This window comes from Streptomyces sp. NPDC001970 (assembly GCF_053594115.1).
In genome coordinates this window covers 134196-147834 of the sequence record NZ_JBSFDW010000004.1, presented here as the reverse complement: position 1 = coordinate 147834, position 13639 = coordinate 134196, and the positions used below count along the sequence as shown (strand labels likewise).

The window sequence follows — 13639 nt, the reverse complement described above, 5'->3', positions numbered from 1 at the left end:
AGTGGTTCGGTCGTGCCCGAAGGCCGACACCCCGGAATCCCCCGTGGACAATGGGCCGCATGGCCGACACCGAGGACCTCCGCAACCGCTGGTACGGCGCACTGCTCGCCGTCCGCGAGGACCCGTGCTTCCCCGATCCGTACCGGTACGCGGACAATCTGCTGGCCCGCTGGTCCGAGCCGCAGCGGCGCTATCACACCGTCGACCATCTGGCCGCCGTCCTCCGCCACGTCGACACGCTGGAGCAGTACGCGGACGACGCCGATCTCGTACGCCTGGCCGCCTGGTTCCACGATGCCGTCTACCTCCCGGAGCGCTCCACGAACGAGGAGCGCTCCGCGCGCCTCGCCGAGCGCGCCCTGCCCGAGGCCGGGCTGACCCAGAAGGACACGAACGAGGTCGCCCGTCTCGTCCGCCTCACGAAGACGCACGCCGTCCAGGACGGCGACAGCAACGGCATGGTCCTGTGCGACGCGGACCTCGCGATCCTCGCGTCGCCGCCGGACGCGTACGCCGCCTACACCGCCGCCGTCCGTCAGGAGTACGGATTCGTCCCGGACGACGCCTTCCGTGCGGGCCGCGCCGACGTCCTCCGCCACCTTCTCGGCCTGCCGCGCCTCTTCCGTACGCCCTACGGGGAGCGGGAGTGGGAGGCCGCCGCGCGCCGCAATGTGTCGGCGGAGCTGGAGCGCCTGGAGCGGACGTGAACGACCGGCGGCGCAAACGGCCGCCGGCGCAAGCGACCGCCGGCGTGGACGACCGCCTCGCCGACCACCGTAGGGGGAATGACAGGAGCAACCGCTGTGTTGGCCACTGTCATGCCCGTAGCCTCAGAACCACGCCCTCGTATGCCCGTGGCCGTCTACATCCTGGGCCTCTCGGTCTTCGCGCTCGGCACCAGCGAGTTCATGCTCTCCGGGCTGCTGCCGCCCATCGCGGAGGACATGGGCGTCTCGATCCCGCGGGCCGGGCTGCTGATATCCGCGTTCGCGATCGGCATGGTGATCGGTGCGCCACTGCTCGCCGTGTCCACGCTGCGGCTGCCGCGCCGGGCCACCCTGATCGCGCTGATCACGGTCTTCGGCCTCGGCCAGGTCGCGGGTGCGCTCGCGCCGACGTACGAGGTGCTCTTCGCGTCCCGCGTCGCGAGCGCGCTCGCCTGCGCCGGGTTCTGGGCGGTCGGTGCGGCCGTGGCCATGGCGATGGTGCCGCTGAACGCCCGTGCCCGCGCGATGGCCGTGATGATCGGCGGGCTGTCGATCGCGAACGTGCTCGGCGTTCCGGCGGGCGCGTTCCTCGGCGAACACCTCGGCTGGCGCTCCGCGTTCTGGGCGGTCGCCGCCGCGTCCGCGGTCGCGCTGGCCGGCGTGGCGACCCGCATCCCGCGGATCCCGGTCCCGGCGGAGAAGCCGCGGCTGCGGCGCGAGCTGACCGTCTACCGCGACCGTCAGGTCTGGCTGTCCGTCGGGATCATCGCGCTCGCCGCGGGCGGTGTCTTCTGCGCGTTCTCGTACTTCGCCCCGCTGCTCACCGATGTCGCCGGGCTGAGCGACGCCTGGGTACCGGCGGTGCTGGGGCTGTTCGGGATCGGCGCGCTGGTCGGTACGGCGATCGGCGGACGGTTCGCCGACGCGCACCTCTTCGGCGTGATGCTCAGCGGCATCACGGCGTCGACGGTGCTGCTCGGGGCAGTGGCGCTGTGCGCCGGCCGGCCGGCCCTCGTGGTGGCCCTGTCGTTCCTGCTCGGCGTCTCGTCGTTCTACACGGCCCCGGCGCTGAACGCTCGTATGTTCAACGTCGCCGGCGCCGCGCCCACCCTGGCCGGGGCCACGGCAACGGCCGCATTCAACCTCGGCAACACCGGCGGGCCCTGGCTCGGCGGCACGGTGATCGACGCGGGCTTCGGGTTCGCGTCGACGGCGTGGGCGGGCGCGGCCATGACGGTCGCGGCCCTCGCGCTGGTCGCGGTCGCGCTCCGGCTCCACCGGCGCGGCGCGGTCGCACAGACGCGCGCTGCCACCGAGACGCGGGCGGCGGAAGCGGGAACCCGTGCCGTGGCCGCCTCGGCCGTACGGGCCGACGCGGAGCCTTCGCCGCAGCCCTGCGCGTGACCGCGTCCGGCCGCTCCACGCCGCCCTCAGCCGTTCTCGCGCGCCACTCTCTTACGCCGCCGGAGCCCTGCCTCCGTGATCCGGCGCACGAGTTCCTTGGAACCGATCTCCACCGCGCCCGCCAGCACGGCGTCGGCGTAGCGGTGCTCGGGCACGTCGTAGTGGTCACGCTCGAACGCGCGCGGCGGGCAGCCGATCGACGCGGCAAAGGCGTGCAGTTCGTCGAACGACACGTCGCTGACCAGGTGGGACCACATGCGGCCGTGGCCCGGCCAGTTCGGCGGGTCGATGTAGACCGTCACGACAGTCCGCCGACGGGCGCCACCACCACACCTGCCTTGCCGCACACCCAGTGCGGATCGGGTCCCAGTTCCGGTTCGACGTCGAGGGCGTGGGGCTCGCCGGTGCTGCAGACCGGACAGATCGGCCAGCGGCCGTACCGTTCCAGCAGCGCGTCCTGTACGTCCTGGGCGATGAGCCCGGCGACGTACTCGACGCCCTCCGGCCACTGCCCGACCCACCAGCGGCGCTGTGCGACGGCTTCCTCGACGAGTGAGACGACTTCGGCGTGGGCCACGTCGCGGGCCGCGAGGTCGGCGAGGACGAGGGCGCGGGCGGCGTGCAGCGCCTGTTCCAGCGGTTCGACGTCGTTCATGGAGCCATTGTCTCCCGGTCCGTACGAGGGGAGGAGCGGGCTGACAGGGGGTTGACGCCGATTGATCCCGAAAATATCTTTCAATGGTGACCAATGAAGTGAAGGAAATTTTCATCGGTGGCCAGGGGGGCACTCCGGCCGGGCCGGCCGGCGACGCCCCGCCCGCACCCGCCGCCCTCGCGGCGAAGGTGCGCACGCTCGCGCCGTCCATGACCCGCTCCATGCAGCGGGTCGCCGAGGCCGTCGCCGCCGACCCGGCCGGCTGCGCGGCCCTCACGGTCACCGGCCTCGCCGAGCTCACCGGCACCAGCGAGGCCACGGTCGTCCGCACCGCCCGCCTCCTCGGCTATCCCGGCTACCGCGATCTGCGGCTCGCACTCGCGGGCCTGGCCGCCCAGCAGCAGTCGGGCCGCGCCCCGTCCGTCACCGCCGACATCGCGGTGGACGACCCGATAGCGGACGTCGTCGCCAAGCTCGCGTACGACGAGCAGCAGACCCTCGCGGACACCGCGGCCAACCTGGACACGGTGCAGCTGGGCGCCGCGGTCGGCGCGCTCTCCACCGCACGCCGCACCGACATCTACGGTGTGGGCGCATCCGGCCTGGTCGCCCAGGACCTCGCCCAGAAGCTCCTGCGCATCGGCCTCATCGCGCAGGCCCACTGCGACCCGCACCTCGCCGTCACCAACGCCGTGCAGCTGCGCTCCGGCGACGTGGCCATAGCGATCACCCACTCGGGCTCGACGGGGGACGTCATCGAGCCGCTGCGCGTCGCCTTCGACCACGGCGCGACGACCGTCGCGATCACCGGCCGCCCGGACGGGCCGGTCACTCAGTACGCGGACCACATCCTCACGACCTCCACCGCGCGCGAGAGCGAGTTGCGGCCCGCGGCGATGTCGTCGCGTACGAGCCAGCTCCTCGTCGTCGACTGCCTGTTCATCGGCGTCGCGCAGCGTACGTACGAGACGGCGGCACCCGCTCTCGCCGCGTCGTACGAGGCGCTCGCGCACCGCCACCGTCCCCGTACCCGTACCCGCTGACCGCACACCCCGCAGACCGCAGACCACGGACCGCAGAACACGAGCCACCGAAAGAGCCGCGCCTCCATGACCTCGACGCACGACGCGCAGGACTACTCCGAGGACCACTCCGAGCTCCGCGCCCAGCTGGCCACCCTCACCACCGAGGCGTTCCGCCCCGAGCTCGCCGACATCGACCGGCTGCCCACCCTCGACATCGCCCAGATCATGAACGGCGAGGACCGCTCCGTCCCCGGCGCCGTCACCACGCAGCTCCCCGCCATCGCCGCCGCGATCGACGCGACCGCGGAGCGGATGGCCCGAGGCGGCCGGCTGGTCTACGCGGGTGCGGGCACGGCCGGCCGCCTCGGCGTGCTCGACGCCAGCGAGTGTCCGCCCACCTTCAACACCGCCCCGGACCAGGTCGTGGGCCTGATCGCGGGCGGCCCGGCGGCGATGGTGACGTCAGTCGAGGGCGCGGAGGACTCCGCGGAGCTCGCGGCGAAGGACCTGGACGGCCTCGGGCTCACCGCCGACGACACCGTCGTCGGCATCTCCGCATCCGGCCGCACTCCGTACGCGGTCGGCGCCGTCGAGCACGCGCGCGCCCTCGGCGCGCTGACCATCGGCCTGTCCTGCAACGCGGACAGCGCGCTCGCGGCGGCGGCAGAGCACGGCATCGAGGTCGTCGTCGGGCCCGAACTCCTCACCGGATCGACCCGGCTGAAGGCGGGCACGGCGCAGAAGCTCGTCCTCAACATGATCTCGACCATCACGATGATCCGCCTCGGCAAGACCTACGGAAACCTCATGGTCGACGTGCGCGCCTCCAACGAGAAACTGCGCGCCCGCTCGCGCCGGATCGTCGCGCTCGCCACGGGCGCGCCGGACGACGAAATCGAATCGGCCCTCACGGCGGCGGACGGCGAGGTCAAGACGGCGATCCTGATGCTCCTCGCCACACTCGACGCCCCCACGGCCGCGGCCCGCCTCCAGCAGTCCGACGGCCATCTGCGCGAGGCGCTCCAGGGCTAGGACCCGGCGGGGGGTGGGGCGTCGCCCCGGGGCACCCGCGCCGGGGCCGCGGCGGACGCGAGCCGGACCCCCGACGGACCTCACCTCTACCCCGTTCGACGTCTTTTCTGACGATTCGTCGGATTTTCTTGCCGCACTCGCCTCCCCCGCCTCCGACCTGCGCAAACGGCCACGCGCGAAGCACCCGCCACCTCCACTCGGGCGACAGATCCGACGAATCGTCAGGTTGCGGATCTGACGGACTGTCGGTTCCCTCGAAAACGGAGCACAGCACTCGCACCGCGCAGACAGGCCGGACACTGCTCCGTTGGAGGATTTTCATGCGTAACAGACGCGTTGGTGTAGGCGCCGGTCTCGTTCTCGGTGCCGTGGCACTCTCGGTCCCGCTCGCGTTCGCCGCCGTCGCCGCCGGTGACTCGGACATCCGTATCGAGCCGGGGAGCGCGACCCCGGGCTCCACGGTCACCGTCACCATCAAGGGCTGCGGCGATGACGTGACCTATGGCAAGGGCCAGTCCGAGGTGGCCGGGATGTTCCACCTCTTCGAAGGCAGCGAGGAGGGCGAGCTCACCGGCGAGTTCGAGATCCCGGAAGGGACCGATGCCGCGAACGACACCGTCATCGCCAAGTGCCCGCCGGCGACCAGGCTCACGGACACGTACGAGATCGGCGAAACCGACACCGACAGGAACGCCGACGCCGACAAGCAGTCCGACTCCGGTGCCGGTTCCGACTCCGATTCCGACTCCGATTCCGGCTCCCGCTCAGGCTCCGAATCCCGCTCCGACTCCGACTCCGACGACCGCTCGGACTCCGACGACCGCTCCGACTCCGACTCCGACTCCGACTCGGACTCCGACGACCGCCCGAACGGCTCGGTCGACGCCGGCGGCGGAGGCATGGCGGACCAGGGCATGCAGCTGGGCCTGGGCAGTGTGGTGATCGCCGGAGCCGCCGGGTGTCTGGTCAGGAGGCGCCGCGTGAGCGGCATCCGCTTCTGACCGTCCCACGGCCGACCCCGCGGCCGACCGGCACGGGCCCCACCCGGGGCCCGTGCCGGACCGGGGCGAGGGCCCGGACCGGAGAGGGCTACGCCGCCCCCACCGCCCGCTCCTTGATCGTCACCTGCCCTTTCCTGATCGTCGCCACCCGCGGTGCCCGCCGCGCCAGCGCCGAGTCATGAGTGACCATCACGAACGTGAGCCCGTTCTCCTCCCACAGGCCCTCCAGCAACTCCATGATCTCGTCGCGCATCGACTCGTCGAGATTCCCGGTCGGCTCGTCCGCCAGCAGTACCGCCGGCCGCTTCACCAGGGCCCGCGCGATCGCGACCCGCTGCTGCTGCCCGCCGGACAGCTCACCCGGCAGATGGCCCCGGCGCTCGCCGAGCCCCACCGACTCCAGCGCCTCACCCGCCCGCTCGCGCCGCTCCGCTGCCTTCAGGCCGAGCGGTACGAGAGCGGTCTCGACGTTCTCCTGAGCGGTGAGCGTCGGAACGAGGTTGAAGCCCTGGAAGACGAAGCCGATCTTCTCGGCCCGCACGCGCGTCAGCCGCGCCTCCGGCAGGGTCGCGAGGTCGACCCCGTCCAGGACGACGGACCCCTCGGTCGGGCGGTCCAGGCCGCCGAGCATCTGCAGCAGCGTGGACTTGCCGCCGCCGGTGGGCCCCTGGATGACCAGCCGCCCGCCGTCCCCGATGGTCAGGTCGACCCCGTCGAGGGCCTGGATGGTGTCCTTGCCGCGCCGATAGCGCTTGGTGACGCCTGTGAGCTCGTACATCGTGATTCAACTCCTGCTGTACGTACGTTCGTCAGTGGATTCGGGGGCTATTCGACGCGGCGCAACGCGTCCGCCGGCCGCAGCCGCGACGCCCGCCAGCCGCCGAACCCGCCGGCGATCAGCCCGCCCGTCACCGCGAGCGCCACGGCGAGCCCGATCGTGGTGAGGGACACCGGCGCGGTGAGCGCGATGTCGAGGGCCTTGGACGCGCTCTGCCCCAGCGGCCCGCCCTCGCCGCCGCGGGCCGCCATCGGGCCGCCGCCCATGACCTGACCGGCGCCGCCCCCGCCACCGCCCAGCTGCGCGGTGAGCGTCGGGCTGAACGCGGTGATCGCCCACGCGCCCGCCAGCCCGATCCCGATTCCCAGTGCCCCGCCGATCAGCCCGTTGACGAGCGCCTCGCCCGCCACCTGGCCGGTCACGCGGCGGCTCTTCCACCCCAGCGCCTTCAGCGTGCCGAACTCCCGCACCCGCCGGCTCACCGCCGACGACGTCAGCAGACCGGCCACCAGGAACGCCGCCACCAGCACCACGATCGACAGCCACTTGCCGACGCCCGACGCCAGGTCGGAGGCCGTGGACAGCGACCCCGAGACGGTGTCCGCCAGGTCGGCGGACGTGGTGACCGTCGTCCCGGAGATGTTCTTCTGGATGGTCGCCTTGACCGCGTCGATCTGCTGCGAGTCGGTCGCCTTCACATAGACGGTCGTCACCTTGTCCTTGGCGTCGGCCAGCGTCTGCGCCTGCGCGAGCGGCAGATAGACGTTCGCCGCCGCGTCCCCGCTGTCCGCGGTCGCAAGCCCGATGATGGTGAACGTGTTCCCGGAGATGGTCAGCGTCTTGCCGACCGAGAGCTTCTGCTCCTTCGCGTACGCGCTGTCGACGACGGCCACCTCGGCCGAGGTCTCGCTCGCCTTGAACGTACGCCCCGACGTGATCTCCGACGAGGTCAGCGGCCCGAGCCCCTGATGGGCGACGTCCGTCCCGTACACGGAGTACGAGTTGACGTCGAAGTCGGCCCCGCCGCCCCGCACCTCACCGCGCACCTCACCGCCGGCCGGGCCGCCCGGCTTCCCCTCCTGCCCGGGCTCCTGCTCGAACTCCCCCCGCTTGAACTGCCCGTTGACCTTCATGACCCGCACGTTCAGCCCGCCGACGGCGTCCGCGACCCCGTCCTGCTCGCCGACCTGCGCGACGGTCGACGCGGCCAGCGTCTCGAAGCCCTGGACCATGACGATGTCCTGGCTCTGCTCGGCGTCGTCGTCCCCGTCCTTCGCGTCGAACTGGAACCTCGGCCGCCGCACGGTGTCGCCCTCCCCGGGCGGCGCGGCGGCCTTGGTGACGGTCATGTCGGTGCCGAGCCCGTACAGGGACTCCAGCACTTTGCCCTGCGCCTGAGTCATCCCGGCCGAGACCGAGTTGACGACGATGACCAGGGCGATTCCGAGTGCAAGCCCCGAGGCGACGACGAGCGCCGCCTTCCTGCGGCGGCGCAGCTCGCGCCTGAGGTAGGTGAAGAACATGGCGCGAAAGCTAGGCGCGCGCCGTGAGGGTGGGTTAAGGCCTGGATGAGACAGGCATGAGAAGCCCCGGTGCGGGGTTCACTAAGGCAGCGACACGGCCTGATCACGATACGCGGACGCACCTGGCGAAGCGGCCGACCAGCGGCATACCGTGCCCCAGCACCACACATTCATTGCCCTGGGGGGGCCTTGTACACGCGTACATGGCGGCTGGCAGCCGCCGGAATCCTGGCTGTCATGCCCGCCGTCGGCGGATGTTCCGCGCAGAGCGCGACAAACCCGGCGGACCGGCGTTCGACGGCACCCAGTGCCTCCGCCGCCGAGGACTCGCGCATGCTGAGTCAGGCAGAGCTGGAAGCGAGTCGGCTGACCGAGAAGGAGATGGCCGCGCTCGGCTACTCGAGCATATGGGACGACAGCAGCCTGAAGGACCTCGCCCGTCGCGGGCGGACCGCCGTGGAGCCGATGGAATGCATCGGGCTCGGCGATGTGATTGTCGCTGGCTATCCGCACGCGTCGTCGGCGTACGCGCAGGTGAACTACTCGCCAAGGGAAACGGCGTTGATCTCGGGCCATGTCGTCCTGGCCAGCGACTCCCAGTTCGGCGCAAGAGACTTCCTCAGCATGGCGAAGAACTCGCTGAAGAAATGCGACCGGTACACCCATCCAGGCAGGGGCGGCGGCGAGATCACGACCAGGCTCGAGCCGGGGCCTTCGGACAACTGGGGCGACGAATCCATCAGCTCCACCGCCCTGTCCACCTGGCAGGCCGAGGATGGCCCGATGGACCACAGGCAGGTGTTCACCCTGGTCCGCAGCGGCGCCGTGACGATCAGGTTCGACCTCGCGACCTTCTACCCCGCTCAGTACCCAGGGAAGAGGGTCACACCGAAGATCAACCCGGCGCTGATCGCACAGCAGGTCAACAAGGTGCAGGCAGCCCAGCGGAACTGACCGAGGACGTCAGTCGAACGCCCGCGCCCTCTGCGCCACGGCTGCCGCGGGCCGACGTCGTTCAGCCCACCGCACCGCCGGCCCGATCCCGTACGACGCGGCCACGAAGAGTCCGCCCAGCACGAGCCATCCGGGCACACCCCATGTCACCAGCAGCGCGGTGAGCACCAGCGGACCCAGGGTCCTGGCCACCGTCACGCCCGTGCCGAAGAAGGCCTGGTACTCGCCGGTGCGGCCGTCCGGAGCGAGGTCGAAGCCGATCTGCCAGGAGCCGGCGGAGTGCAGCATCTCACCGGCCACGTACAGGACGGCGCCCGCGACGAGTACGGAGACCGCCGCCCACACCGGCATCCCGGCCACACCGGACGACGCGGTGACCGCGCACGAGACGAGCATGATCACCCCGGACCGGCGCACGGCCCCCACCGCCGGCCCCAGCGAGGTGACGCCGCGGGCCGCACGCACCTGGAAGGCGGCCACGGCCAGGGTGTTGAGCACGAACAGGGCCGAGACCAGCCAGGCGGGCGCCTGCTTGCGCTCGCTGATCCACAGCGGGATCCCGAGACTGAGCAGCGGCATCCGCAGCAAGAGCACGGCGTTGAGCAGAGTGATCAGCGTGTACGGGCGGTCGCGCAGGACGCCGAGGGCCGGGCCCCTCTCCGCGGCCACCGGCTCGACGGCCGGCAGCCGCCACAGCACCAGCGCGCAGACCAGAAAGCTCACCGCGTCCAGCGAAAAGACCGTCAGATACGCGGCCCTGCTGCCGGAGTGGAGCGCGAGACCGCCCATCCCGGCGCCGACCGCGAGCCCCGCGTTGAGGGTCGACTGGAGATGGGCGAGTACGCCGGTCCGCTCCTCCTTCGCCACGAGCCCCGCGAGCAGCGCCTGCCGCGCCGCCGCGAGCCCGGACTGCGCGGTGGCGTACAGGCACGCGGCGGCGAGGAACGGCCAGAAGGACCGGACGACCAGGAACGAGCCCACGGCCGCGCTCGTCGCCGACGCCAGCAGCACCGCGGTCCCCCGCGGCCCTCGCCGGTCCGCCAGCCGCCCGAGCGGTACACCCACGACCGACCCGACCGCCCAGGCGACGGTGAGCCCGATCCCGACTCTCGCCGGCGCGAGGCCGACGACGTGGGTGAAGAAGAGAGCGGACGTGACGTAGAAGGCACCGTCGCCGAGGGAGTTGACGAGCTGGGCGAGGGCGAGGACACGAGGCGGACCGGCAGGCGGCAGGACGCGAGGGGTCGGCATGACCATGACGCTATGGCCCGGACGGCCCGCCTCCCAGGGCCAATTCCGACCGCCTCAGCTGGGCAACTTGGTCCCGACGACGACGGTGGCGTACAGCTCGTCGGACGTGGCGACGCGCGGTACGAGCCCGCTGCGCGCGACGGCCTCGACCGCGTCCGCCGCCTGACGCTCGCTCGTCTCGAACAGCAGGATCCCGCCGGGTGCGAGCCACTGCCCCGCCTCGCCGGTCACGCGTCTGAGCACGTCGAGCCCGTCCGCGCCTCCGTCGAGCGCGACGATCGGCTCGTGCACGCGTGCCTCGGCCGGCAGCAGCCCGACCTCCTCGGTCGGTACGTACGGGACGTTCGCGGCCAGGATGTCGACCCGCCCGCGAAGTGCGCCGGGCAGCGCCGCGTACAGGTCCCCCTCGTACACCCGCCCCAAGGCGCCCACATTGCGCCGCGCGCACCGCACCGCGACCGGGTCGACGTCGGCGGCATACAGCTCGACGCGCCCCAACTCCGCGGCCAGAGCCGTCCCCACGGCCCCCGACCCGCAGCACAGATCGACGACCACCGCCGCATACGGCCGAGCGGCGACGGCCTGCCGGACGAGGAGCTCGGTCCGGCGCCGGGGCACGAACACCCCCGGTTCGACCGCGATCCGCAGGCCGCAGAACCCGGCCCAGCCGAGGACGTGTTCCAGGGGGTGACCGTCGGCGCGCCGCGACACCATCGCGGCGAGTTCGGCGGGCGTACGAGCGGTGGAGGCGATGAGCGCCGCCTCGTCCTCGGCGAAGACACAGCCTGCGGAGCGGAGACGGTTCACGACGGCAGAGTGATCCAGAGATGAAAGCGACACGGGAGCCTTTCGGAATACCGAGCGGGGCTCCCTCGGCCACCTACGGAGAAGCGGAGGCGAGCACCCGGCCTGCAACAGCGGTGATGGGTCCCACCTCCTCGTTTCTGCCGGCACTGCTGGAGCCGCCACCCTACCCCGGAAGCCGCACCTCCCAGTTCCGCTCCCGCACCCGCGCCCGCAGCACGTCCCCCGGTGGCGCCGAGCTCGGTGCCACCGGCGGACGGTCCCACTCCCGTCCGCCATCGGGTGACCGGAGTCGTACGGCCCGAAGCTCGTGTTCCGGGCCGCCGCATGGTCCTCCTTCGTCACTTTCGTCGCGGACGTCAGGCACACGCCCACTACAGGCTGAGGGCGTCCTCGGCGTTGCTCAGCCACGCGGTGACGGAGTTGTCGGGCGAGACGTACAGCCCGGGAGTCGACGCCTTGAGCGGCACCTGCTCGAGGTCGGACGCGGTGTTCATGGTCATCGCGATCGACTCGACGGTCCGGCCCTTGCCGTTGTTCACGCCTCCCATGAGTCCCGCGTAGGCCGACTCGCCCGGCTGGAGCCTGATGTCGGTGCCCGGGTGCGTCTCCGAGCGCTCGGTCGCCGCGCCGTCGAGGTCGCCGAAGGTCACGATCGGGTAGTCCAGCACCTTGCAGGGCTTGCCGCTCTTGTTGGTGATCTTCAGCAGGTAGCTGCTCGTCGTGCGCTCCGCGAGGGTCGCGCTGAACTTCACGTCGAACGTGCTGCACGGAAAGACCGCGAAGTCGGCGTCGGGCGACGAGCTTTCGCCGGAGGAGTCCGAAGGGGCCGCAGGCTTCGACGGCGTCGTCGGCTTCGAGGGGCCGGCGGACCCGGAAGGACTCGCGGCCCCGGACGGGCTCGCGGTGGGCGCTTCGGCCCCACCGCCGGTCTGATCGGTCGGGCCCTGATCGGGCCCACAGGCCGTCAGGGCCAGGGCGGATACGGCGGCGAGCACGACGACGGTTCCGCGGATGCCGCGGCGGACGGGACGGTGATCGGTCATCTGATGTTCCCCCGAGTGAGAAGCGCGAGTGCGCTGACAGAACACCAGCGTCCCGCCCGACCTTCACAGCTTGGTGACCGTGCCTTCCCGAATCCACCACGGAAACACCGGTGCCACGCCCAACGGACCTCACCAGCCGATCTGCGGCTCACCCAGGACCTCACGGCCGATGCGCGCCGCGAGCCATCGCGCCCGCTCCTGGTGTGCGTCCCACGTGCTCAGGTGCACGAAGACCGTCTGGGACTCGGTCCAGTGCTCGGTTTCCGTGTCATCGGCGTGGAACACGGCCTGGACCCCGTCGTACCGGGCGCTCCCCGGGTGGTCGGGATCCGGGATATCCGGCCGGACACCGTTCCAGTCGTTGCCGGATCGGGCAGCCCGCTCCGGGCCACCCGCTCAAGGACCACGCCCGTTGAACGGTTCCGTGGCGCTGCCCGCCGGGAGCAGGTCCGTGCCCGCCTCCAGCACGTCCTCGGCCTCCTCCGGAACCAGCGTCTCCTCGATGAACCTGACGGCCCGGCGCAGCCCGTCCCCGGTCTGGTACGGGAAGTCCGTACCGAGCATCAGCCGGTCCGCGCCGTACGACTCGGCCGCCGCACGCAGCGCGGGTTCGTGGCCGTGGGCGACGGTGTCGTAGAACATGCGACGTGCCGCGACGGTCGGCATCTCGACGATGTCCGGTGCCTCCCACGGGACATGCTCATCGGCGCGCGGCAGCAGCATCGGCAGCGCGCCGCCGAGGTGCGCGTGCACGATCCGCAGCCGAGGGAAGCGGCTGGGGATGCCTTCGAGCATCAGGTGCATCGCGCAGATGGTGTCCTCCGTCGGCGCGCCGACCATCCACCGCATCCGGTTCTCGGCGATGAGCGGCGATCCTGCGTCCCGTCCCGCCGGGTGGAGGCTCAGCACCGAGCCCCGGTGGTCCAACTCCTCGAAGAGGGGCCGGAAGACGGGGTCGCCGAGGCTCCGGCCGAGGACCGACGTCGTCAGCCCGGCCCCCGCCATCCCGAGCTCGTCGAGCGCCCGTGCCAGCTCCTCCAGCGAGGCGTCCAGGTGCGGGAGCGGCAGCGCGGCGAAGGCGGAGAAGCGCGCGGGCCAGGCGCGTACGAGCTCCGCGTAGTGGTCGTTGGCGAGACGCGCGGACATGACCGCCTCCGACTCGTCCGGGAAGTACGGGGTCTGCGGGGACACGGACAGGATCTGGTGATCGATGCCGGCGGCGTCGTTCATCGCGAACCGGGCGTCGAGCTCCGAGGGGCTGTCGCCCGCTCCCGGACCGTGCTGCGTCGCCGTGTCCTCGCGCCCGTAGGACTCCAGGAGGTGGAGATAGTCCTCGCTCCACAGATGGGCGTGCACATCGGTCCGCACTCTTTCAGGATCACGCCGCCCCGGCGGGACGTCCACCGGACGCCGGACCGGAACCGCCTGCGCCCCGGGCCGTGAGGCGGATTCCGGAAAC

Annotated in this window: 16 protein-coding genes; 7 read left to right on the top strand and 9 right to left on the bottom strand. The window is 71.8% G+C overall.

Features of this window, described 5'->3' with window-relative positions:
* Positions 1 to 59: 59 nt before the first annotated feature.
* Together ACWCP0_RS07310 and ACWCP0_RS07305 are read left to right on the top strand one after the other, a co-directional pair.
* Positions 60 to 707, top strand: a complete 648-nt coding sequence (locus ACWCP0_RS07310; RefSeq protein ID WP_451077885.1) for an HD domain-containing protein — start codon at positions 60 to 62, stop codon at positions 705 to 707.
* 141 nt (positions 708 to 848) lie between these two features.
* Positions 849 to 2111: a Cmx/CmrA family chloramphenicol efflux MFS transporter gene (locus tag ACWCP0_RS07305; RefSeq protein WP_451077884.1), complete on the top strand. Its 1263-nt coding sequence runs from the start codon at positions 849 to 851 to the stop codon at positions 2109 to 2111.
* 26 nt (positions 2112 to 2137) lie between these two features.
* Here the strand turns inward: ACWCP0_RS07305 and ACWCP0_RS07300 are convergent, their stop codons facing one another.
* Complete coding sequence (locus tag ACWCP0_RS07300) at positions 2138 to 2413, bottom strand: DUF4031 domain-containing protein (protein ID WP_451077883.1); 276 nt, start codon at positions 2411 to 2413, stop codon at positions 2138 to 2140.
* Positions 2410 to 2766 carry a hypothetical protein gene (locus ACWCP0_RS07295; protein WP_451077882.1) on the bottom strand — a complete coding sequence of 119 codons (357 nt, stop codon included), beginning with the start codon at positions 2764 to 2766 and terminating at the stop codon, positions 2410 to 2412. Before ACWCP0_RS07295 ends, ACWCP0_RS07300 begins: the two co-directional genes overlap by 4 nt.
* 86 nt (positions 2767 to 2852) lie before the next feature.
* On the opposite strand from ACWCP0_RS07295, the gene ACWCP0_RS07290 reads away from it, so the two are divergent.
* The 3 genes from ACWCP0_RS07290 to ACWCP0_RS07280 all read left to right on the top strand — a co-directional run bounded on the left by ACWCP0_RS07290 (position 2853) and on the right by ACWCP0_RS07280 (position 5824).
* Positions 2853 to 3809, top strand: coding sequence for a MurR/RpiR family transcriptional regulator (locus ACWCP0_RS07290; RefSeq protein WP_451077881.1), 957 nt, complete (start codon positions 2853 to 2855; stop codon positions 3807 to 3809).
* 66 nt (positions 3810 to 3875) lie between these two features.
* Positions 3876 to 4823: an N-acetylmuramic acid 6-phosphate etherase gene (gene murQ, locus ACWCP0_RS07285; protein ID WP_451077880.1), complete on the top strand. Its 948-nt coding sequence runs from the start codon at positions 3876 to 3878 to the stop codon at positions 4821 to 4823.
* 368 nt (positions 4824 to 5191) lie between these two features.
* Positions 5192 to 5824 (top strand): hypothetical protein, encoded by a 633-nt coding sequence (locus tag ACWCP0_RS07280; protein ID WP_451077879.1) that lies wholly within the window; start codon positions 5192 to 5194, stop codon positions 5822 to 5824.
* Positions 5825 to 5912: 88 nt separating this feature from the next.
* On the opposite strand, the gene ACWCP0_RS07275 is transcribed toward ACWCP0_RS07280, so the two are convergent.
* Positions 5913 to 6602: an ABC transporter ATP-binding protein gene (locus tag ACWCP0_RS07275; RefSeq protein WP_451077878.1), complete on the bottom strand. Its 690-nt coding sequence runs from the start codon at positions 6600 to 6602 to the stop codon at positions 5913 to 5915.
* 47 nt (positions 6603 to 6649) lie between these two features.
* A complete protein-coding gene (locus ACWCP0_RS07270; RefSeq protein WP_451077877.1) occupies positions 6650 to 8125 on the bottom strand; it encodes an ABC transporter permease in 1476 nt (491 codons plus the stop codon).
* 237 nt (positions 8126 to 8362) lie between these two features.
* On the opposite strand from ACWCP0_RS07270, the gene ACWCP0_RS07265 reads away from it, so the two are divergent.
* Positions 8363 to 9079, top strand: coding sequence for a hypothetical protein (locus tag ACWCP0_RS07265; protein ID WP_451077876.1), 717 nt, complete (start codon positions 8363 to 8365; stop codon positions 9077 to 9079).
* Between the two features lie 9 nt (positions 9080 to 9088).
* On the opposite strand, the gene ACWCP0_RS07260 is transcribed toward ACWCP0_RS07265, so the two are convergent.
* The 3 genes from ACWCP0_RS07260 to ACWCP0_RS07250 all read right to left on the bottom strand — a co-directional run bounded on the left by ACWCP0_RS07260 (position 9089) and on the right by ACWCP0_RS07250 (position 11889).
* The gene (locus ACWCP0_RS07260) at positions 9089 to 10330 is read right to left on the bottom strand and encodes an MFS transporter (RefSeq protein WP_451077875.1); all 1242 of its coding nucleotides are present in this window, start codon (positions 10328 to 10330) and stop codon (positions 9089 to 9091) included.
* 54 nt (positions 10331 to 10384) lie between these two features.
* On the bottom strand, positions 10385 to 11170 hold the full coding sequence (locus ACWCP0_RS07255; RefSeq protein ID WP_451077874.1) for a putative protein N(5)-glutamine methyltransferase: 786 nt from the start codon (positions 11168 to 11170) through the stop codon (positions 10385 to 10387).
* A 338-nt stretch (positions 11171 to 11508) separates the two neighbouring features.
* Complete coding sequence (locus tag ACWCP0_RS07250; protein ID WP_451077873.1) at positions 11509 to 11889, bottom strand: DUF4232 domain-containing protein; 381 nt, start codon at positions 11887 to 11889, stop codon at positions 11509 to 11511.
* Positions 11890 to 11896: 7 nt separating this feature from the next.
* Between ACWCP0_RS07250 and ACWCP0_RS07245 the strand changes: the two genes are divergently transcribed.
* A complete protein-coding gene (locus ACWCP0_RS07245) occupies positions 11897 to 12070 on the top strand; it encodes a hypothetical protein (RefSeq protein ID WP_451077872.1) in 174 nt (57 codons plus the stop codon).
* Positions 12071 to 12309: 239 nt separating this feature from the next.
* Here the strand turns inward: ACWCP0_RS07245 and ACWCP0_RS07240 are convergent, their stop codons facing one another.
* Both ACWCP0_RS07240 and ACWCP0_RS07235 read right to left on the bottom strand, forming a co-directional pair.
* A complete protein-coding gene (locus ACWCP0_RS07240; RefSeq protein WP_451077871.1) occupies positions 12310 to 12465 on the bottom strand; it encodes a hypothetical protein in 156 nt (51 codons plus the stop codon).
* A 111-nt stretch (positions 12466 to 12576) separates the two neighbouring features.
* Positions 12577 to 13548: an amidohydrolase family protein gene (locus ACWCP0_RS07235; protein ID WP_451077870.1), complete on the bottom strand. Its 972-nt coding sequence runs from the start codon at positions 13546 to 13548 to the stop codon at positions 12577 to 12579.
* Positions 13549 to 13639: the final 91 nt, after the last annotated feature.

Coding starts and splice junctions, on each gene's coding strand:
- ACWCP0_RS07310 (WP_451077885.1), top strand. CDS start 60: ATGGCCGACACCGAGGACCTCCGCAACCGCTGGTACGGCGCACTGCTC.
- ACWCP0_RS07305 (WP_451077884.1), top strand. CDS start 849: ATGCCCGTGGCCGTCTACATCCTGGGCCTCTCGGTCTTCGCGCTCGGC.
- ACWCP0_RS07295 (WP_451077882.1), bottom strand. CDS start 2,766: ATGAACGACGTCGAACCGCTGGAACAGGCGCTGCACGCCGCCCGCGCC.
- murQ (WP_451077880.1), top strand. CDS start 3,876: ATGACCTCGACGCACGACGCGCAGGACTACTCCGAGGACCACTCCGAG.
- ACWCP0_RS07275 (WP_451077878.1), bottom strand. CDS start 6,602: ATGTACGAGCTCACAGGCGTCACCAAGCGCTATCGGCGCGGCAAGGAC.
- ACWCP0_RS07270 (WP_451077877.1), bottom strand. CDS start 8,125: ATGTTCTTCACCTACCTCAGGCGCGAGCTGCGCCGCCGCAGGAAGGCG.
- ACWCP0_RS07265 (WP_451077876.1), top strand. CDS start 8,363: ATGCCCGCCGTCGGCGGATGTTCCGCGCAGAGCGCGACAAACCCGGCG.
- ACWCP0_RS07260 (WP_451077875.1), bottom strand. CDS start 10,330: ATGCCGACCCCTCGCGTCCTGCCGCCTGCCGGTCCGCCTCGTGTCCTC.